The 19,136-nt window shown below is 56.4% G+C and carries 20 protein-coding genes and 1 riboswitch; of the genes, 8 read left to right on the forward strand and 12 right to left on the reverse strand.

Going from position 1 to position 19,136, the window contains the following annotated elements:
- Positions 1-3: 3 nt before the first annotated feature.
- A complete protein-coding gene (gene pdxR, locus GE107_RS08405) occupies positions 4-1,419 on the reverse strand; it encodes a MocR-like pyridoxine biosynthesis transcription factor PdxR (RefSeq protein ID WP_219639238.1) in 1,416 nt (471 codons plus the stop codon).
- A 105-nt stretch (positions 1,420-1,524) separates the two neighbouring features.
- On the opposite strand from pdxR, the gene GE107_RS08410 reads away from it, so the two are divergent.
- The 3 genes from GE107_RS08410 to GE107_RS08420 all read left to right on the forward strand — a co-directional run bounded on the left by GE107_RS08410 (position 1,525) and on the right by GE107_RS08420 (position 4,507).
- Positions 1,525-2,070: a pyridoxamine 5'-phosphate oxidase family protein gene (locus GE107_RS08410; RefSeq protein ID WP_219639239.1), complete on the forward strand. Its 546-nt coding sequence runs from the start codon at positions 1,525-1,527 to the stop codon at positions 2,068-2,070.
- A gap of 81 nt (positions 2,071-2,151) precedes the next feature.
- Positions 2,152-3,330: an oxalate decarboxylase family bicupin gene (locus GE107_RS08415; RefSeq protein WP_219639240.1), complete on the forward strand. Its 1,179-nt coding sequence runs from the start codon at positions 2,152-2,154 to the stop codon at positions 3,328-3,330.
- 136 nt (positions 3,331-3,466) lie between these two features.
- On the forward strand, positions 3,467-4,507 hold the full coding sequence (locus tag GE107_RS08420; protein WP_219639241.1) for an LLM class flavin-dependent oxidoreductase: 1,041 nt from the start codon (positions 3,467-3,469) through the stop codon (positions 4,505-4,507).
- Positions 4,508-4,571: 64 nt separating this feature from the next.
- Here GE107_RS08420 and GE107_RS08425 read toward each other — a convergent pair whose 3' ends face one another.
- Positions 4,572-5,525 carry a bile acid:sodium symporter family protein gene (locus tag GE107_RS08425; RefSeq protein WP_219639242.1) on the reverse strand — a complete coding sequence of 318 codons (954 nt, stop codon included), beginning with the start codon at positions 5,523-5,525 and terminating at the stop codon, positions 4,572-4,574.
- A gap of 200 nt (positions 5,526-5,725) precedes the next feature.
- Between GE107_RS08425 and GE107_RS08430 the strand changes: the two genes are divergently transcribed.
- On the forward strand, positions 5,726-6,643 hold the full coding sequence (locus GE107_RS08430; RefSeq protein WP_219639243.1) for an aldo/keto reductase: 918 nt from the start codon (positions 5,726-5,728) through the stop codon (positions 6,641-6,643).
- 27 nt (positions 6,644-6,670) lie between these two features.
- Here the strand turns inward: GE107_RS08430 and GE107_RS08435 are convergent, their stop codons facing one another.
- Both GE107_RS08435 and GE107_RS08440 read right to left on the reverse strand, forming a co-directional pair.
- Complete coding sequence (locus GE107_RS08435; protein WP_219639244.1) at positions 6,671-6,883, reverse strand: hypothetical protein; 213 nt, start codon at positions 6,881-6,883, stop codon at positions 6,671-6,673.
- Between the two features lie 302 nt (positions 6,884-7,185).
- Positions 7,186-7,932 (reverse strand): uracil-DNA glycosylase family protein, encoded by a 747-nt coding sequence (locus GE107_RS08440; protein ID WP_370636313.1) that lies wholly within the window; start codon positions 7,930-7,932, stop codon positions 7,186-7,188.
- A 127-nt stretch (positions 7,933-8,059) separates the two neighbouring features.
- Positions 8,060-8,155: riboswitch (cyclic di-GMP riboswitch) on the forward strand.
- 153 nt (positions 8,156-8,308) lie between these two features.
- Between GE107_RS08440 and GE107_RS08445 the strand changes: the two genes are divergently transcribed.
- Positions 8,309-9,061 carry a GTP cyclohydrolase II gene (locus tag GE107_RS08445; protein ID WP_219639245.1) on the forward strand — a complete coding sequence of 251 codons (753 nt, stop codon included), beginning with the start codon at positions 8,309-8,311 and terminating at the stop codon, positions 9,059-9,061.
- Between the two features lie 95 nt (positions 9,062-9,156).
- Here GE107_RS08445 and GE107_RS08450 read toward each other — a convergent pair whose 3' ends face one another.
- Entirely contained in the window at positions 9,157-9,762 is a 606-nt protein-coding gene (locus tag GE107_RS08450) for a DUF2087 domain-containing protein (protein ID WP_219639246.1), read from the reverse strand.
- A gap of 117 nt (positions 9,763-9,879) precedes the next feature.
- Here GE107_RS08450 and GE107_RS08455 point away from each other — a divergent pair, with 117 nt between their 5' ends.
- Entirely contained in the window at positions 9,880-10,338 is a 459-nt protein-coding gene (locus GE107_RS08455) for a MarR family winged helix-turn-helix transcriptional regulator (protein WP_219639247.1), read from the forward strand.
- Between the two features lie 81 nt (positions 10,339-10,419).
- Positions 10,420-10,890: a DoxX family protein gene (locus GE107_RS08460; RefSeq protein ID WP_219639248.1), complete on the forward strand. Its 471-nt coding sequence runs from the start codon at positions 10,420-10,422 to the stop codon at positions 10,888-10,890.
- A 99-nt stretch (positions 10,891-10,989) separates the two neighbouring features.
- On the opposite strand, the gene GE107_RS08465 is transcribed toward GE107_RS08460, so the two are convergent.
- The 4 genes from GE107_RS08465 to GE107_RS08480 all read right to left on the reverse strand — a co-directional run bounded on the left by GE107_RS08465 (position 10,990) and on the right by GE107_RS08480 (position 14,813).
- A complete protein-coding gene (locus GE107_RS08465) occupies positions 10,990-11,598 on the reverse strand; it encodes a transglutaminase-like domain-containing protein (protein ID WP_219639249.1) in 609 nt (202 codons plus the stop codon).
- Between the two features lie 177 nt (positions 11,599-11,775).
- Complete coding sequence (locus tag GE107_RS08470) at positions 11,776-13,248, reverse strand: protein adenylyltransferase SelO (protein WP_219639250.1); 1,473 nt, start codon at positions 13,246-13,248, stop codon at positions 11,776-11,778.
- Between the two features lie 229 nt (positions 13,249-13,477).
- Complete coding sequence (locus GE107_RS08475) at positions 13,478-13,858, reverse strand: VOC family protein (RefSeq protein ID WP_219639251.1); 381 nt, start codon at positions 13,856-13,858, stop codon at positions 13,478-13,480.
- 28 nt (positions 13,859-13,886) lie between these two features.
- Positions 13,887-14,813: a GNAT family N-acetyltransferase gene (locus GE107_RS08480; protein WP_219639252.1), complete on the reverse strand. Its 927-nt coding sequence runs from the start codon at positions 14,811-14,813 to the stop codon at positions 13,887-13,889.
- Between the two features lie 129 nt (positions 14,814-14,942).
- Here GE107_RS08480 and GE107_RS08485 point away from each other — a divergent pair, with 129 nt between their 5' ends.
- Positions 14,943-15,206: a hypothetical protein gene (locus GE107_RS08485; RefSeq protein ID WP_219639253.1), complete on the forward strand. Its 264-nt coding sequence runs from the start codon at positions 14,943-14,945 to the stop codon at positions 15,204-15,206.
- Positions 15,207-15,217: 11 nt separating this feature from the next.
- Here GE107_RS08485 and GE107_RS08490 read toward each other — a convergent pair whose 3' ends face one another.
- The 3 genes from GE107_RS08490 to GE107_RS08500 are packed head-to-tail and all read right to left on the reverse strand — an operon-like array spanning position 15,218 to position 18,664.
- Entirely contained in the window at positions 15,218-17,134 is a 1,917-nt protein-coding gene (locus GE107_RS08490) for a TRAP transporter permease (protein WP_255570320.1), read from the reverse strand.
- Positions 17,124-17,690, reverse strand: a complete 567-nt coding sequence (locus GE107_RS08495; RefSeq protein WP_219639254.1) for a DUF1850 domain-containing protein — start codon at positions 17,688-17,690, stop codon at positions 17,124-17,126. The genes GE107_RS08490 and GE107_RS08495 overlap by 11 nt, the downstream gene beginning before the upstream one ends.
- Positions 17,687-18,664 carry a TAXI family TRAP transporter solute-binding subunit gene (locus GE107_RS08500; protein ID WP_255570321.1) on the reverse strand — a complete coding sequence of 326 codons (978 nt, stop codon included), beginning with the start codon at positions 18,662-18,664 and terminating at the stop codon, positions 17,687-17,689. Before GE107_RS08500 ends, GE107_RS08495 begins: the two co-directional genes overlap by 4 nt.
- Positions 18,665-19,136 lie beyond the last annotated feature (472 nt).

Genomic DNA, 19,136 nt, shown 5'->3' on the forward strand with positions numbered 1-19,136 from the left:
ATCCTACTCGAACCATGCCCGTCTTAACCGAATGATCCCTTCGCCAATCCGCTCCTCGTTAACTCCGGCAAACCCAAGCAGGACATAGGATTCTGGGCACTGGGCCGGATCGGTCCAATGGATAGCGGGGGAATATACCTTCACGCCGTGACGGGACGCGAGATCGATCAATTCCGGGGCACTCCGGCCATACACGTCCAGGATCAGGTGAATGCCGGATTTCTGCCCGATAATGCCGACGCGCCCGCCGAAGTACTCCTGAATGGAGCGTATCAGCGTTCTGTGCCTCGATTGGTACAGGGTTCTCATTTTACGGACGTGCCCCTCGAACCCTCCACCTCTCATGAACAAATAGACGGCGGTCTGAATGAGCGGAGACACCGCTTGGCTGTAAGGCTGCATCTGCCGCTCATATACCCTGGCGAGAGACTCCGGCAGGACCATATAGCTGAGCCGGGCGCCCGGCAGGAACGATTTCGAGAACGTGCCCAGGTAGATGACCCGGTCCCCCGCATCCATCGCCTTGAGCGCCGGAATCGGCTGGCCCTGGTAGCGGAATTCGCTGTCGTAGTCGTCTTCCAGTATAAACCCGCCGCTCTCGTACGCCCACTGCAACAGTTGCGCCCGTCTTCGGACAGGCATCACGATGCCGGACGGAAACTGGTGGGACGGCGTCACGTACACCGCTTTCGCGCCGCACATGCGCAGCCGGTCGACCCGGAGCCCGTCTTCGTCGAGCGGAATGGGCACGATCTCGCGGCCATGGTTGGCAAACACGGCCCTCACCCCGTTGTAGCCCGGCTCCTCCATGGCGACTCGATCCGCGAGGGGCAGCAGCTGGCAGAGCAAGCTGACCGATTGCTGCGTCCCCGCGCTGAGGAAAATCCGGCCGGGAGAGCAGACGACACCGCGGGACTGGTACAAATACCGGGCGATCTCGTTCCGAAGCCCGAAATGGCCTTGCCGTTCCCCGTAACCGTAAACCTCGTCGAAACGGTCGTTCAGCGCGTCCGCCAAGCATTTTTTCCATGCCTTGACGGGAAACCGTTCCCGATCCACGTCCCCGTATTCGAAATCGATCGCGTCCGGTTCGTCCCGGCGCGCCCCCTCATGCTCCCCGCGTTCCGGCTCGGCTCCCGAGGTGATGCCGCTGCCTCCCAAAGTCAGCTTCTCCATCGGAAGCACCTGAATCCCGCTGCGCAGCCTGCTCTGGATGTAACCCTCCGCCATCAGCTGCTGATAAGCCGTCTCGACGGTATTTTTGCTTACGTTCAGATGGGAGGCCAGCTGCCGGATCGACGGAAGACGTTCGTTTTCCCGGAGAACGCCGCCTTCGATCTGCCGTCGGATGTAAGCGTACAGCTGATGATAGAGGGGGGATTTATTTTGCTTGTCTAGGTCCGGGGTTAAGCTGATCAACTCTCTCACCATCTGTCCCTATGATTTATTTGATCATTGTCACTTTAGGTCAGGACACATTGGGCCTAGAATGATCTTATCACACACCGGAGGAGAGAGAGGACCATGTTTCCCATTCGCATGCAAAAACGCGCATGTACGGACAACGCGAAAATCCAACGTTTTCTTGACCTGGCCAAAACGGGATTTCTGGGCTTGTCGTCAGACGATGTTCCTTATGTCGTTCCTTTGAATTTCCTGTGGCGTGACGGCGCGGTCTACTTTCATGGAGCGGCCGAGGGGAGAAAAGTCTCGGTCATGGAGAGGAATACGCGGGCGTGCTTCACGGTCAGCGAGGAGTACGGTACGATCGCCGATCCGGTGCCCGCCAATACGGATACCGCCTACATGAGCGTGATCATCGACGGAACCGTGGAGCCGGTAACGGACTTGTCGGAGGCGACGGAAGCGATGCAAGGCATGCTGGACAAATACGTGCCCGGTTATTACGACAAGCCGCTCGCGAGGATCCACGTGGAGAAATACGTCTCCTCCATGGGCAGCCGAACCGCCGTATTCAAGCTGGTCTCGTCTTCGGTCTCGGCCAAAGAGAAGGAAGTCGACCCCGCGCACATGTTTTATCCGGGGAGGACGATCCGAGGCGACAAGTAAACCAGCATAAGCGCGAGCTTCAGAACATCAAATAGGGAATGGAGAGTTTGCGGCAGATTCTGTGAGCAAGGGGTGTATCCTATGGGAAACGATCCACGAAACGGGGGAGCAAATCCGAACGTTCCCCAGCCGATCAGGCCGGACGGCGCGGGCGCAACCGATTTCGGTCCAAGAGACGTCATGCGCGATATGGAGAACCCCGACCTGCTCGTTCCGCCGGTCACCGATGCCGGAACCGTTCCCAATCTGAAGTTCTCCTTCTCCGACACGCATATGCAGTTGAATCACGGCGGCTGGTCGCGGCAAATCACGGTTAGGGAGCTGCCGATCGCCACCACGCTTGCCGGCGTCAACATGCGTCTTACGCCGGGCGGCGTGCGCGAGCTGCATTGGCACCAGCAAGCGGAATGGGCCTTCATGATTTTGGGCCGTGCCCGCATCACCGCGGTCGACCAGGACGGACGGAATTTCATCGCGGACGTAGGGGAGGGCGATCTATGGTACTTTCCGCCCGGCATTCCGCATTCCATTCAAGGATTGGAGGAAGGCTGCGAATTTCTGCTCGTTTTCGACGACGGCAGCTTCTCCGATCTCAACACTTTGTCCATCTCCGATTGGTTCGCCCACACGCCGAAGGAGGTCCTCGCGGCGAATTTCGGCGTGCCGGAGAGCGCCTTGGTCGGCATTCCCAAGGAACAGCGCTACATTTTCCAAGCCGAGTTGCCCGGTCCGCTGGAGACCCAGAAGGTTCCCGATCCCTACGGCACCGTGCCGAAGAGCTTTACTCACCGTTTGATGGCCCAGACCCCGATCGTCACGCCGGGAGGGACCGTGCGCATCGCGGATTCAACCAACTTCCCCATATCGCTCAGGATCGCGGCGGCGCTGGTCGAAATCAAGCCGGGCGGCATGAGGGAGTTGCATTGGCATCCGAATAACGATGAATGGCAATATTACCTCACGGGCACGGGACGAATGACCGTATTTGCGGCAAACGGCACCGCCCGCACCTTCGATTATCGGGCGGGCGACGTAGGCTACGTACCGTTCGCGTTCGGTCATTACATCCAGAATACCGGCGACCGAAGCCTGTGGTTTCTGGAGATGTTCAAAAGCGACCGCTTCGCCGACGTGTCCCTGAACCAATGGATGGCGCTGACGCCGAAGCAGCTCGTGCAGGACAATCTGCACGCCTCGCCGGCGCTGATGAACTCGCTGCGCAAAGAGAAGTGGCCGGTCGTAAAATACCCGGCCACGTAACGCTCCCCATCGTAACTATGGTAAAATATAGGGCAACCGCATCTGACGATCCGACGATCCGCCGTGATGTTCAGTTCGGGCCGCGGCCCTAAACGGGACGTAACCCTGGTGAAATTAAACTGGAGGACCTGCCTCGATGGAAATCGGAATCAGCACTTTTTTGGAAGCAACGCCCGACCCGGCCACGGGACAAGCCGTCAGCCACGCCGAGCGGCTGCGGCGCGCGGTCGAAGAGATCGTACTGGCCGACCAGGTCGGCTTGGACGTGTACGGGGTGGGTGAGCATCACCGTCCCGATTACGCGGGCTCCGCCCCGGCGGTCGTCCTTGCGGCTGCAGCTGCGATGACGAAGCGAATCCGGCTGACGAGCGCCGTCACCGTGCTGTCCTCGGACGATCCGGTCCGCGTCTATCAAGCCTTCTCCACCCTGGACGGCCTCTCGGACGGCCGGGCCGAAATCATGGCGGGACGCGGATCGTTCATCGAATCGTTCCCGCTGTTCGGATACGATCTGGACGATTACGACGAATTGTTCGACGAGAAGCTGGAGCTGCTGCTGGCGATCACGAAATCGGAAAAGGTAGCTTGGCCGGGCAGCCGGCATCGCGCCGCCATCCCGGGCCTCGGCGTCTATCCCCGGTCCGTCCAGGATCCGCTGCCGGTGTGGATCGCCAGCGGCGGAAACCCGCAATCGGCCGTCCGAGCGGGAGCGCTGGGGCTGCCGATCGCGTTCGCCATCATTGGCGGCATGCCGGAGAGGTTCGCACCGCTCGTCGAACTCTACAAGAGGGCTGCCGCGCAAGCCGGGCACGATCCCGCGCGGCTGCAGATCGCGACGCATTCCCACGGCTTCGTCGCCGATACGACCGAGCAGGCCGCCGATCTGTTTTTCCCCTCCACGCAAGCCCAGATGAACGTCATCGGGCGCGAGCGGGGATGGCCCCCGTACACCCGCGAAGCCTTCGACGCCGCGCGCAGTCTCAGAGGCGCCCTCTACGTGGGCGATCCGGAATTCGTCGCGGAGAAAATCCTGCTTCTTCGGCGGAATTTGGGCGTCACGCGCTTCTTCCTGCACGTGAACGTAGGGACGATGCCGCACCGGGAAGTATTGCGCGCCATCGAACTGCTCGGCACGAAGGTGGCGCCGCTTGTCCGCAAGGAGCTGTCCCGGACATAACCACGCTCCTCGTTCCCGGTTTGAGAGGAGTGATGAAGCTCCCTGTACTTTCGCGAACTCAAACTCAAACCCTCGCCTCTCTCAGACGGTATCGCTGATTCAGCAAATATCCGAACAAAGAAGCGAGCGATTGCTGAAACAACATGCCCAGAACGACAGGAATCGCGACCGGGGCGGGGAAGTATGCGACAGCAAGGACGGCGCCGGCGCTGATGTTGCGCATTCCCCCGTTGAAGGTGAGCGCAATGACGATATCATCATCCCAGCGCATGAGCTTTGCCGCCAGCCATCCGATGACGTATCCGAGCGAAGCCAGCATCAAAACAAACAATGCGGTCCCGAGCAGCTTGAAGCTGATATCCCGCAAGTATTGCGCGATTACGGAACTGTTGATGGCCACGACAATGCCCATCCCGATCTTCGCAAAGGGGCTTAGCCGCGGACTCCATATCTCCTTGGCTCTCCCCTTGGTCCTTTCGTTCAACAGCATCCCCAGCAATGAGGGCAGCACGATCATGAGAAATAAACCCTGCATCATCTCCCCGATGTCCATCTGAACTTTGGCTCCTATGAGTACGGAAAGCGTGAAGGGAACCACGAAGGGGGAAAGAAGGGTGTCCAGGAGGATGATCGAAAGCGTCAGAACCGTGCTTCCCCTGTAGATGGCGACCCATACGAGGCTGCTGATTCCCGTAGGGATGGCGGCAGCGAGAATCAGTCCCGTAACGGTATAAGCATCATCGCTGAAAACCACATGACCCAGCCCCATGGCAATCAAAGGCATCAGCACGTGGAGAATGAACAGACAGGTCAGCAGAGGAACCGGCTGTGCAACCGCTTTAAGAAATTCTTTGAAACTCGAGCTTGTACTGCCCGCAAAAGTCATAAACGCAAATATCCAGGGGGAAAGAAAAGTGAACCCGGATAAATGACTGCCTAGCAGAACGCCCAGCAATACACTGACCGGCGTAATGAGCGGCATCATTTTCTCCAGTCTGCGGTTCAGGGAATCCAGCATCGCGGCATAACTTCCTTTTTGTTTGAGCTGCTTTGTAACAAAGTCTACCACGTATGCGGACTTGTTCAAGTGAGAAGTTGCCCCGTATGAAAGGTAGTAACGTCCGGTATACTAAGTGATTCGAATTACACTTCTTACATTTGTATCCCAAAAGCTATAGAATCATGGTAGAGCTCGATTGAATACAAGGAGGATCCGTCATGAGAACGATCAAGCTGGGACCTACTCCCCTGGAGGTACCCGTCGTTGCCGTAGGCTGCATGCGCATCAATTCGCTGGACAAGGCCGCCGCAGAGCGCTTTGTAAAGACGTCGCTGGAAGAAGGGGCGAATTTCTTCGACCATGCGGACATCTACGGCGGGGGCAACTGCGAGGAAATTTTCGCGGACGCCGTCCAGATGAACGCGACGGTGCGCGAGAAGCTCATTCTTCAGTCCAAATGCGGCATCCGCAAAGGCATGTTCGATTTCTCCAAGGAGCATATCCTTGCATCCGTGGACGGAATACTGAAACGCCTGAGAACCGACTACCTGGACATTCTGCTCCTGCACCGTCCGGATACGCTCGTCGAACCGGAGGAAGTCGCGGAAGCTTTCGACGCGCTGGCCGCTTCCGGCAAGGTGCGCCATTTCGGCGTCTCCAACCAGAACCCGATGCAGATCCAGCTGCTGAAGAAGCACGTAAAGCAGCCGATCGTCGCCAACCAGTTGCAGCTCAGCATCACCAACGCGACGATGATCTCCAGCGGCTTCAACGTCAACATGGAGAATGAAGCTGCGGTGAACCGTGACGGCTATATCCTCGATTATTGCCGGCTGAACGACATCACGATCCAGCCTTGGTCGCCGTTCCAATACGGGTTTTTCCAAGGCGTGTTCCTGGACAACGACAAGTTCCCGGAGCTGAACAGGAAAATCGACGAAATCGCCGCCAAATACGAGGTGAGCAACACGACGATCGCCATGGCGTGGCTGCTGCGCCATCCCGCGAACATGCAGCCGGTGACCGGCACGATGAACGTCGAGCGGCTTAAGGATTGCCTGAAGGCCGGCGATATCCGTCTGACGCGAGAAGAATGGTACGAAATCTTCCGCGCGGCCGGCAACGTGCTTCCGTAAGACCTAGGAGAATGGAGAAACCTCGAGTCAACCGGGACTTGAGGTTTCTCTCGTCCGGTACCATCCAACCGTCGCGGCCAGCGCATCCTCCAGCGGCGTTGCCCGCAGCCCGAACCGGTCCGAGAACTTGCGGCTGCTCACGGCGAAGTCCTTCTCGAATGGATAAAACATCTCGATGCTTTCCCTTGCCGAGGGAATGAACAACCCTCCGAACCGCAGCATCCCACGGAAATCCAGCATATCCTCGACACGTGCCCGATCGAATACGATTGATCATTTGCCATAGCGCTTGCTGCCTCCTGGCCGTTGCCATGAATCTATTATCAGGTTAACTCCTCATTCGCCGCTCCCCTGCCTAGCCCCTTCTTCGTGCCGCCCGGAAACAAGCTTCAAGAACGTGCAATATCGTGACAAGACGCGAACAGCGCGAAGATTCATAGCCAATCGCTTTTCCAAATGGATGTTTTTTGCCAATTTCTCGGATTGATCGGTGAAAGCGCGCTTTATATATTTTGTTTAGCGAGCCTGAAAAGGAACTACGATCATAAGAAAGGAGCGTAGAGAATGCCTATGAGCAGAAGAAAGATGCATCGCCGCCTCCGGCATCTGATCCGCGCCGCGGGCGCGTATTGGCGACTGAGAACGACCGGCTGAGCGGGGTACAACCCGGCTTCCGGATTCCTTAAAAGCGCGAAGCGGCAATCTTCTTCCAACGTGCCGCGAGAAACTCTAGATCGGCGACGAACGGTTTCATCAAGTTGGGGCGCCTTCGCACCGCAAGCGGATGGTAGGTAAACGAGACGGGAATCCCGGCATATTCGTGCCAACTCCCCCGGAGCGCCTTGACGCTGGCATCCTCTCGTGAGGGGAGCAGCGTCTCGGCCACGACATTCCCGAATCCGAATAACAGAAGCGGCCGTTTCTCCCGCAATTGCAGCTGCGAAATGCGAAGCGCAAGACTCTCTTGCCAGCGGCTTGTCGTAGGCCCGGATCGGCCGGCATTTGAGCAAATACGTTACATATACGGCGTCCGTCGGGAGGCCCGCCTCTCTCATGCCCATCTGAAGCGTCTCGCGCGTCCCGCAGACGAATGCGTTGCCTTGCCGATCTTCCCTTGCCCCGGGGTTATCCAGAAGGAGGAAGATCGGAGCGTCCGGATTCCCTTCTCCCCAGATGACACGGGTGCGCTGCCCGGACAATTCGCAGCGGCCGCATTCCCGCGCATGCGCCGGCGCCGCCTCTTCGGGCAGCGTCTCCGCTTCGAACGGTTCATCAGACAAACGTGCCACCGCTTATTCCCCCTTCCTCTTTTTGCCATATGTCTTGCATTTCCGATATTCCTGATTTATATTCGTGGTGTACGATTCTCTAAAAACCGATATAATCCGATCGTCTTCGACAATCGGATCCGGCATCGCACGACAAAGGCAAACCCGCCGAAAGGCGGCGACGCAAAGCTACAGGGGCTACGGCGGACGTGAAGGAATCCCGCTATGCCAGCCAGTTGCCGAAGCGACGGAGCGCCTCCGTCCATTCATCCTTGTGCATGGGCGGGGGCTTTTTGCGTTTCTATCAAATGCTTCAAGGAGGTGAGGCGCGCCTGCCCGGATGCGGAAATCTTCAGCGCACATCATCGTGCATTTACACGAACAAGGAGATGAATTCATGATGACGGACCAGATCAACAAAATGCTTGCGGGGAAACTGGCCATTCTGAAGGAATCGGGAAGCCCCGACCTCGCCCTGGTCGGACCCGTGCGGCTTCCGGTGCAATTGGAGCATCAGGAAGTCACGTTCCGGTGGTATTCCTGGGTGACGTTGGACAAGCCCGGCTATCGGATCGAAGATATCCTGCAGTCGTTACCGAGCGCGAATCTCTCTGCAAGCCAGCAATCTTCCGTATTGGTCTACGGCGATTTCGCCGATGCGGACCACTCCTTGGTCCGAATGCACAGTATTTGCCATACCGGCGACATCTTCGGAAGCAAACGGTGCGATTGCGGCTATCAGCTGCGCCGCTCCTTGCGGATGATCGCGGATCATGGCAGCGGAGCCCTCTTCTATCTGGCGAATCACGAAGGCCGGGGAATCGGCTTGTTCGCCAAATCGCTCGCCTACCTATTGCAGGAAGCGGGCTTCGATACGGTAGAGGCCAATCTCCAGCTGGGGCTTCCGGACGACGCGCGTTCCTACGAAGAGGCGATCCGCGTGCTTCAAAGCCTTCGCCGAAAACCGGTCAGCCTGATCACGAACAATCCTTACAAGCTGCAAGCGCTGCGCGAGAAAGGACTCGCGATCGATCCCCATTACCCGATCTGGGGAGACGTATCCAGACACAATGCCCGGTATTTGGCGACGAAAATCGAGAAATCGAAGCACATTTACCATGCCGGAACGGACAACGTCAAATGGGGATGAGGATGCGGCGAACTTGATCGACAAACGAGGGTAAGGCGTATGCAACAAAAGGGAGTACCTCCCCGGAGTCGGAGGAGATGCTCCCTTCGCGTTTCCTAAGCTAACGTCTCCCACTTTTCCCACATTTCCCGCGGGTTCCGCTCGTAAATTTCCCTCTCCCGGAACAGATACGCATGCATGACGAATTCGCGGCGGATGGTGGCGAAATCGGGATGGAAGCGTTCGATAAACGCATTGATCTCTTTCTCCGTATACGTCCGTCCGGGCTCGAGCTGCTCGGCCAGGTGTTCCAGCACGATCCGCTTCTTCTTCAGCTGGGACGGAATATGCTTAAGCCGCCCGTCTGCCGTAAAGAAATTCTTGATCACGGATTGCTTCAGCTTCTCGTTGCGCTCTTCCATCGTGTCCAACTCCTCCGGATGACCCTTGCGTCCGGCGATCAGCTTCTGCATCGCCGAAGAGTAGGCCTCCATAAAATAATGGTTCAGCGAGAAATAGATCGTGTTCTTGTCGCGCCGTTCATGGATGAGGCTGACGGATCGAAGCTTGGCGGCGTGATGGGTGATGGTGGCAGGAGACAGGCATAGTTTCTCGGCCAGCGATTGTCCCGTCATTTCCCCGTCGCTGAGCAGGATCAGCATCCTCACCCGCGTCGGATCGGCCAACGCTTTGTGGTAGTTTACGATTTTGTCCAATTGCATGGCGCAGTTCCTCCATTTCATGAAATTAGATTACCATCTAATTAGATGTATGTCAAATTAATTTCTGAGGGGGAAATCGATTTGACAAAAAGCGTTTAGCTACTGTACACTTCTGCCATGATGAATAATGGTGAACTCGCAAAAGAGAAAATTAGCAATGCCCTTCTGGATGTGTTCAAAACGTTTTCGAAACTGGACAGGAAAAATAGGGATTACGGGATCGGCGAGCCTTTGTTCCATTCGGAGATTCATACGCTCAACGAAATAAAGGAGCATGAAGGCATCCATATTACGGCACTGGCCGAGTGCTGCGGAGTCACCAAGGGCGCGGTATCCCAAGTGCTGAAAAAGCTCGAACAGAAGGGGTTGATCGCGAAAGAGAGGGATGTTCGCAATCAATCCAGGTTCATTTTGAAGGTCACCGCGAAAGGCGAAATCGCCTATGCCCGCCATTTGGAATATCAAGACCGATTCAAAAGAACGGTCGTTGAGCTTTTAAGGGATGCTCCCCATGACAAGGTGGCATTTGCAAAAAACTTCTTAATCCGGGTAGAAGAACGTTTGAATCAATGGTAGATGCGTCTTCCCGCATCTTCCCGTTTTTTCGGAATAAGCGTATAGCAACTAAACTCTATGATTGTTGATGGAGGTTATGTTATGGAACCCCTTATTGTGCTCGTGGTCGTCACGCTCGCCATCCTTGTTGCCGGAGCCGCAGGGATAAACCGTCTGCGGCCGTGGCCCGTTGCGCTTCGAAGCGGCGTTGCGGCTATGTTCATATTGACCGGATCGGTCCATTTCGTCTTTATGCGGGACGAGATCATCCGCATGGTCCCTCCGGCCCTGCCGTATCCCGATTTGATCGTGACGATCACCGGCGTACTGGAATGGGCCGGGGCCATCGGTTTGCTATGTCGGCCCACGGTCGCTTGGGCAGCGGGCGGGCTCTCCCTTCTGCTGATCGCGATGTTCCCTGCTAATGTATTCATAGCCCTGGAAGGCCTCGCGACAAGTCCGGAGGATGCTCTGATTCCCCGTACGCTCATGCAAATCGTCTTCCTGTCAGCGACTCTCGCGATTCTGATCTTCTACCTCCGTCATAGACCGGTTGGGAAACAAAAGCACTAATCTGGAGGCCCTTTACGGCCATCGGCATGATCGTGTTCACGCTGACCGGCAGTATCCTCTTTATCAAAACACTGCAGGGGGCATGCTCTTTTTGATGAATCACAACTCCGCCGGCAGACCCTGCCGGTACATCGTAATGCAATCCGTATGGCGCTTAAGAGTCTCGATCGTTCCGGGATTCGGCAAATGGTAGATCACCGGATAATCCCTCTCCTCATACTCCGGCCGGACGGGAAACGCCAGCTTCTCCTCCTCCAGCGAGAACCGCGCATCGATTCCGGGTTTGTTTCCACGGGCGTCCAGCCGGATCCAGCGGCCCAATGACGGGATGTACACGGCGTTGAGGGCGTGGATGCAGTAACCGGTATCCGGCGTATCGCCGAGCGTGAGTTTCTGGTAACAGAACCCGGCCGGGATCCCTCTGCTCCGCAAGATTCCGCATAAGAGATTGGATTTGGCATAACAGATGCCTTCCCTGTATTGGAGGACATCCGAAGCCTTGCAGGTGACCCGGGAACTCTGAAGATCCCAGGAGTGGGCGACATGGTCACGCACGAATTCGAATGCGTTCCGGATAAAATCGATCTCATCGGACGATCGGGCGAAGATTTCATCGGCCTTCTCTCGGATGGAAGGATGGAGAAAATCGACTTCTTCCGTCGGGGCCAAATAATCTTGCATGGAATCGGTCGAGCAGGTCAGCATCATCGTTTTATCTCCTTGGGCTTCGTTTGATCGTGAAGCCATCTTAACATGCTGTGTCTTCCCGTTGAAGACCTATTTGCAAGGTGATCGCTTTCGAAGAAAAAGGCCCGCAACAGCCCCTTGCCGAGCCGTTCGAGCCTTGTTCCGCTATTGTTCGTAGACCGCCGAGAACCGCCGAGATCAAGTCCCGCAAAAAGTCCGGTAAGGACGGGACGATTGCGAAAGCGTGCAATACTCGTCTTGATCGGGAGAGTACGCATAGGGGTTCGACAGCGCGGCCAAAAGTCGTTCCATGACGGTGAGATCGCCATCGTCGACCGCGGCAGCCAATGCCTCTTCCACCCGATGGTTGCGAGGGATGACGGCGGGGTTGCTTCGGTTCATCAACTGCCGGGCAGCATCCTTCGCTTCCGGCCCGCCGCCCAACCTCGCCTGCCACCGTTCCTGCCACCGGGCAAACTCTTCGGAGTCAAACAGATCCGAAGCCTCCGTACGATCCAACGTCAACGCCCGGAACGTATTCGTGTAGTCCGCGCCGTACTTCTGCATCAAGCCAAGCAGCTCCTCGATCAGGGACTCATCCTCCGGCTCCTCGCCCGTTAGCCCCAGCTTCGCACGCATTCCCGCAAGCCATTGCCGCTGGTATAACACGAAGAAGTTCGCGATCTCCGCCTCCGCCTGCTTGATCGCCTGCTCCTGGTCGTCATGAAGCAGCGGCAGCAGCGTTTCCGAGAACCGGGCGAGGTTCCAGGCGGCGATGGACGGCTGATTGCCGTAGGCGTAGCGGCCCTGTCTGTCGATGGAGCTGAACACGGTCGCCGGGTCGTAGGCATCCATGAAGGCGCAAGGACCGTAATCGATCGTTTCGCCGCTCAGGGCCATGTTATCGGTGTTCATGACCCCGTGAACAAAACCGACAAGCATCCACTTAGCAATAAGCGAGGCCTGGCGACCGATCACTTCCCGCAGCAGGACGAGATAGCGGTTATTCTCCGTCAGGGCATCCGGATAATGTCTCTGCAGCGTGTAGTCCGCCAAGGCACGAAGATCCTCTATCGTGCCAAACCTTGCCGCGTATTGGAAAGTTCCGACTCGCAGATGGCTGGCCGCCACCCGGGTCAACACCGCGCCGGGCAGATCCGTTTCCCGGACCACGGCTTGGCCGGTGGATACCACCGCCAGACTGCGGGTGGTCGGAATCCCGAGCGCGAACATGGCTTCGCTGATGATGTATTCCCGCAGCATCGGGCCGAGCGCCGCCCGCCCGTCTCCTCCGCGGGAGTAAGGCGTCCTGCCCGAGCCCTTGAGCTGGATGTCCACCCGTTCGCCTTGAGGGGTGATCTGTTCGCCCAACAGCAGCGCACGGCCGTCCCCCAACATCGTAAAATACCCGAACTGATGCCCCGCGTAAGCCTGAGCCAATGGTTCAGCGCCTTCGGGGACCCGGTTGCCGGCCAGAACGGCGACGCCGTCATCGCTCCGCAAGGCTTCCGAACTCAGCCCCAACGAGGCGGCCAACCGTTCATTCAGAATGGTTAGCTTGGGAGCGCGAACCGGGGTGGGAGGAAGGCTGGAGTACAAGGATTCCGGCAGACGGGCGTAACTGTTATCGAAATTCCACCCGGTCTCATCTTTTCGTTCATTCTCCGTCATCGTATCTTCCTTTTCGAGGGTTCGATACCTCATATGATTTGCCTTCAACAACTTATTATTCCAGGGTCAATCGGGATCCTGTTACTCCCGATAGCTGCGACTTATGTTTATCGAACGACAACCGAATCCCCTCCTTAGCCTCAGGATACCCCCATTATATCTCCATTAAAGCGAAAGCACGATGCTTGGCAACCAAATAACCCCTTCAGTGGAGGGGTTAACGTTTTCCCTATTCGGAGAAGAGGCTGATCAGATTGCCGTCGGGGTCCTGAACGATCGCATAGCGCTGCCCCCAGAAAGCGTCCCACGGCTCGCGATTCCCGCGGTATCCGCGCTCCGTGATGTTCCGGTACGCCTCGTCCACCGCTTCGCGGCCGTCACATCGAAACGCCAGTTCAATCCGGTGCCCCTTGGGCTCGTCCCATCCGCCGTAAATATCCGCGATCATTTCCTGTTTGTCGAAGGCGAGCCGGAAACCGCCTTGCACGACCTCGACGTGCATTTCACCGTCCGCGTTCACCGGGATATTCAGTCCCAAGGTACGATAGAAATCCAAAGCTCTGCCCATATCTTTGACCACGATGCCGACCAAATCGAGTTTGATGCCCATCCCTAATCAGCTCCCGTTTGCATTGGTTTCAATCTTTACGATAGCTTTTTCCGTTCGCCCTTGATAGATCGAATCGGTAACATACCACCGCCTCAACCTGTTTGAAGCCCTCTTGTATATACAAGGCCTGGGCCTTTTCATTCTCCGCATTCACGCAAAGCACGGTTCTCTCGTATGCGTTACGCTTCGCAAAATGCAAGGAAGCCCTTAATAATGAGCGCCCCAAGCCCTGACCTTGATACTCCGGGATGATGGCAAGGGGACCGATATTCATGATGGGGGAATTCTCGTATTCATCCGCAGCCGCCCTGACGATGCCGACAGGCTTCTCATGATGGTACAGAATCATCAATCCGTCTTCGATGTAATCATCGGAGGCTACCATCTTTGCAACCATGTCGGGCGTAATCGGCGTCTCGCTCCCCCGGAGCGTGGCGAATGCCGCGTTTCTGACTCCGCACCAAACCTCCTCATCGCGCCCGGGTCTGAAAGGTCTAATCCCATAGTTCTCCGGAAGTCGATAATCGGGCACTTCGAGCACGTCCCTGACGAGCAGGAACGTATACCGTTCCGCCTCGAATCCCTGCTCCACCATGGCGTTCTTCAATTTCTCGTTGATTACCGGCACGAAGAGAAACAGTTCGTCCAGGCCGTCCGTATGCATGATGAGGGACTTCATCAAACGGTCATAGCAGTCCCGATCTTCTACTGCCGAGTGAAAGATGCGAAAACGCCCCTTCTTCCCCCTTCGATAGTAATCGTTCAGGATGAGCGATGCCGCTGCCTCGATCTCTCCCCGCAGATTGACGACAAGGTAAGTGGGATTATCGTCATCGGGAGAAAACTCCCTTAAATGTTCGTCATAAAGGAACGAATCGTCGATTTCCCTTCTATGCTCCTTGCAATAAGAGACAAAGTCATCTCTTCTCACTTCCGTTAATCTTTCAAGGATCATGTTCCATCCTCCTTATCTTCGCGGCAAAATCCCCTTGAGGTACTCGCTTAAGGCTTCCGCCGCTCTCTCATGCGACAATCGGCCCGGGTGACTTCTAGCGCCAACCATCTGCTCTGTGGTATTCGACAGTTGGAAGACAGAAACCTTCCGGTCGTCCGTATGCTTCGCGTACCGCTCAACGGCACGGCGGATCGCAGGCATCATCGAGGTCCCCGGCATTCCGTCTGCCCATACGTCATCGCCTGCGTTTCTTTGAAGATCCGGACGTTCTTGACCGCCTCCGCATTCATGCCTCTGAACACGCAAGTCCAATGCCTTCCGGCCGTTACCATTTGCCTGCTTACGGGAACCGAATTGATCGCGAAGCCGATCCAAGGCTCACCCTCGGAATAACGCAGAGAAGCCTAAGCCGAGAGCCCCCTGCTCTGTCTCCTTTTCTGAACATACTGCTGCGCCAGCATGACACCCAGCGTACCGAAACCGATAAGATCCGTCACAAGTCCCGGGATAATCAGCAGCAGCCCGGCCGCGATGACGATACCCCTTTCGAATGGGTGCAATCGCCGCAGCCAATACCCGATCAATCCCGCCCCGACACCGATCATCCCGATGATGGCGGTAATCGTCACGAGGGTCGCTTCTCCCCATGTCGTATCGATCAGCAGCAGCTGCGGTTGGTAAACGAAAATAAACGGAATGATGAAGGCGGCAATCGCCACTCGTGTCGACTCCACGCCGGTTTTGAGCGGCTTGGAACCGGCAATGCCCGAAGCGGCGAAGGATGCCAAGGCAACAGGCGGCGTAATATCGGCCACGACTCCGAAATAAAAAACGAACATGTGGGCCGCAAGGAGCGGGACGGGGTAGTCCAGCGCAATGATCGCCGGAGCCGCGATCGTCGAGGTAATGATATAGTTGGCCGTAGTCGGGGTCCCCATGCCCAGCACCAAGCTGGCCAGCATCGTGAGGATAAGCGTAGGCAGCAGGAGGCCTCCCGCCAGCTCCAACATTCCGTTCGCGAATTTCAAGCCGATTCCGGTCAACGTGATGACGCCGACGATCATCCCTGCGCATGCCGTTGCGGCAATCACGCCAAGAGCCGATCTCGCCCCCTCCGCCAATGCCGATATCATGTCCCCTAATGACATGCGGGTAGCTTTACGAATCGCGCCCACCGCGATGACGGACACGATCCCATAGATCGCCGAGCGCATCGGGGACATGCCGGACATAAGGAAGCCGATGATCGCGAAGATCGGGATCAGCAGGTACAGCTTATGCAATACCTCTCTCGCCCTCGGCAGCTCTTCCGGTCTAAGCCCTCTCAATCCCTGACGCTTCGCCTCGAAATGCACCATGATCCAGATTCCGGCAAAGAATAACAAAGCCGGAATCAAAGCAGCCAGTGCCACCTGGGAGTAAGGAATGTTCGTGAATTCCGCCATGAGAAACGCAGCCGCACCCATGATGGGGGGCATGATTTGGCCGCCCGTCGAAGAGGACGCTTCTACTGCGGCGGCAAATTCGCGCCTGTACCCGATTCGCTTCATGAGCGGGATCGTGAAGGCTCCGGAGGTGACCACATTCGCGACGGAACTGCCGCTGATCGTACCTTGCAGGGCGCTTGAGAAAATCGTAACCTTGGCCGGACCCCCGATCCGTCTCCCCGCGATCACCAAGGAAAGATCATTGAAGTACTCGCCTACGCCCGTTTTGTCCAAAAAAGCACCGAATAGCAGAAAAAGGAAGATAAAGCTGGCGGATACCATAAGCGGTGTCCCCAATATCCCCTCCGGCGTAAAATACATCTGGCTGATCAACCGTTCCAGCGATACGCCCCTATGCTGCAGAAATCCGGGCATTTGATTGCCGAAATAGGCGTACAGCAGAAAAAGCACGGTAATCGCCACGATCGGGATCCCGACCACGCGCAGAGCGGCTGCCAGAACGAGCAACACGGCAAGTCCGCCGACGATAAAATCCGTTGTCGTAAAATTGCCGATTCGGTTGAACAGAGACTCATAATTCAGAAGCCAGTACAGCCCGACTCCGATCCCCAGCGCCGCCAATCCATAGTCGTACCACGGAATCCGGCTGCCTCGTCTTTTTTCCGAGAACGGATATAAGAGAAAGATAAGACCCAATCCGAAGGATAGGTGAACCGCGCGATGCACTTGATCCGGGATGGGGGTAAAGAAGCTCACGTAAAGCTGATACACGGAAAAGAGCACGGCAAACGCAAACGTAACGGCTTTCATCGCTCCTACAAGCGGCCGGATGGATTCTCGCTCGAGCTTGGCCGGCTTCGGGCTATCGGTCAAAGCGAAGTCCCCCTTTCAGAAAGTGCCATACATGCAGACGTTCGATTTCAAACCGTACCGCCGAGCCTGGCTCACTAAGCTGCGACAGAGGGATCTCTCGTTCCCGTATGCGCAGCCGATGGTTCGCGATCACCTGCCCGATTCGAAGATCAAAGGTTTCGAGTGTCCGATCCATGTTCTCGATCCGCAGTTTTCCGTCTGCCATTCGGAAGGTTTCATGGCCTTCGAGCGAAGTCGGCATCCCGACCCCGTAGGATTCGAATGCCACGGAGTCGAGGACGATTTGCCTTCTCTCGTTGACGATGAAAAACTCCTCTACGGGCGTGCGATGAATGGAATGAATATAGACGAGCGAGAATCGGCTTCCCTGATCTGCCGGCGATTGAAAGACGATTCGCCCATCCGTTACCTGCCTGATCGTGAGAACCGGGATGCTTGAAGCCCATAACCATAAGGATGCTAAAATCGCTGCGGCGAAGAGGATCAACCCCAGACCCTTTCGATGAAAAACAGGTGCGGGAGCCCGCCCCCGCACCCGCTCTGTTTCGCCGATCATGAAATGACGCCCTTCTCCTTGAGATACTTCTCCGCACCCGGATGCAGCGGGATGCTGATCCCTTCCAGCGCTTGATCGGCATTGATTTCCTTCGCCTTGGCGTTGATGGCAATCAGCGGCTGCGTATTTTCGTAAATCGCCTTCGTGATGTCATAGACGAGCTGTGTATCCAGTTCAGCCCGAACGGACATGATCGCTTTCACGGCCACCGTTTTCACTTCGGCATTTTGTTTGGGGTAGGTGCCCCCCGCAATGATTTGCTGATTGTAATACTTATACTTATCGATAATCGCTTGAATCTTGTCGTCTTCGATCGATAGAATCCGGATACCGGTCGTCGCAGCCAGCTCGTTGATCGCCGCCGTCGGGGCGCCCGCCGTCACGAACGCCGCATCCAAGCCGCCGTCCTGGATTTTCTTCGCCGAATCGCCGAAGGACAGACGGTCCAGGCTCAGATCGTCAAAGGTCAGACCATAGATTTCAAGAATTTGTCTGGCGTTCACTTCCGTACCGCTGCCCGGCGCGCCTACGGATACTTTTTTTCCTTTCAGCTCCGATACGGACCGAATCCCGCTCTTCTCCGAAACGACGATTTGGATCGTCTCCTGGTATAGGGCGCCGATGGCCTGCAAATTGCCCACCGCACCTTCTTGAAACATCTCCGAGCCCTTGGCCGCGTAATCGGCAATGTCTCCTTGCGTAATCGCCAGGTCGACTTCTTTCTTGCTGATTAAGCGCATGTTTTCAACCGCCGCGCCGGTCACCTGCGCCGTGGCGTTCGTGCCGGCTTTGTCTTTAAGAAGGTTGGCAATCCCCCCGCCAAGGGGATAATAAGTGCCTGCGGTGCCGCCTGTCGCAATGATCAGGCTGGAGGGCTTCTCTCCCGTCCCTCCCTGCGACTTTCCCCCGCAAGCGGTTAAAGCCAGCATAACAACCAGCGTAAGAACCCATCCTCCGCGCACCCGTCCGATCATGATCATCCCCTCCATCCATTTTCCGCGGAACATTGTCCATCCGTAGTATGTATATGTCCGAGAGGCGGAAAAAATTTGTCGGGGAGAGGAGGAAGTCATGGTTGAGCCTGAAACCTGTTGCCATTCAAGTCATAGCTGTAATTCGTCTTAAGGTTAACCCCGGGCAGTTGAACGGATTTCAATCGGCCGAAAAGATCATAGGTGTATGAAGTTTTATTTTTTTGGCGTCCGTTGCAGATATCGTATTTCCCACAGCATCAGAGTCTAGTATCGTAATCCGACCAAGCTCATCCAGAACCTGCGTGATATAGGTGTTGTTATTTGTGTCGTACTTAATGACAGGCTAGGCAAATACGGCCCCACCGCAAACACCACCGGCGTAAGAAAAAACCGCTTGCGCAGTCCTGCTTTCTCAAACGTACCTGCAGCACACCTGAGGTATAACGTCTCCGGAAGTCACTACAGCGTTCGT

This window comes from Cohnella sp. CFH 77786 (assembly GCF_019400745.1).
In the GTDB taxonomy this organism is placed as follows: domain Bacteria; phylum Bacillota; class Bacilli; order Paenibacillales; family Paenibacillaceae; genus Cohnella.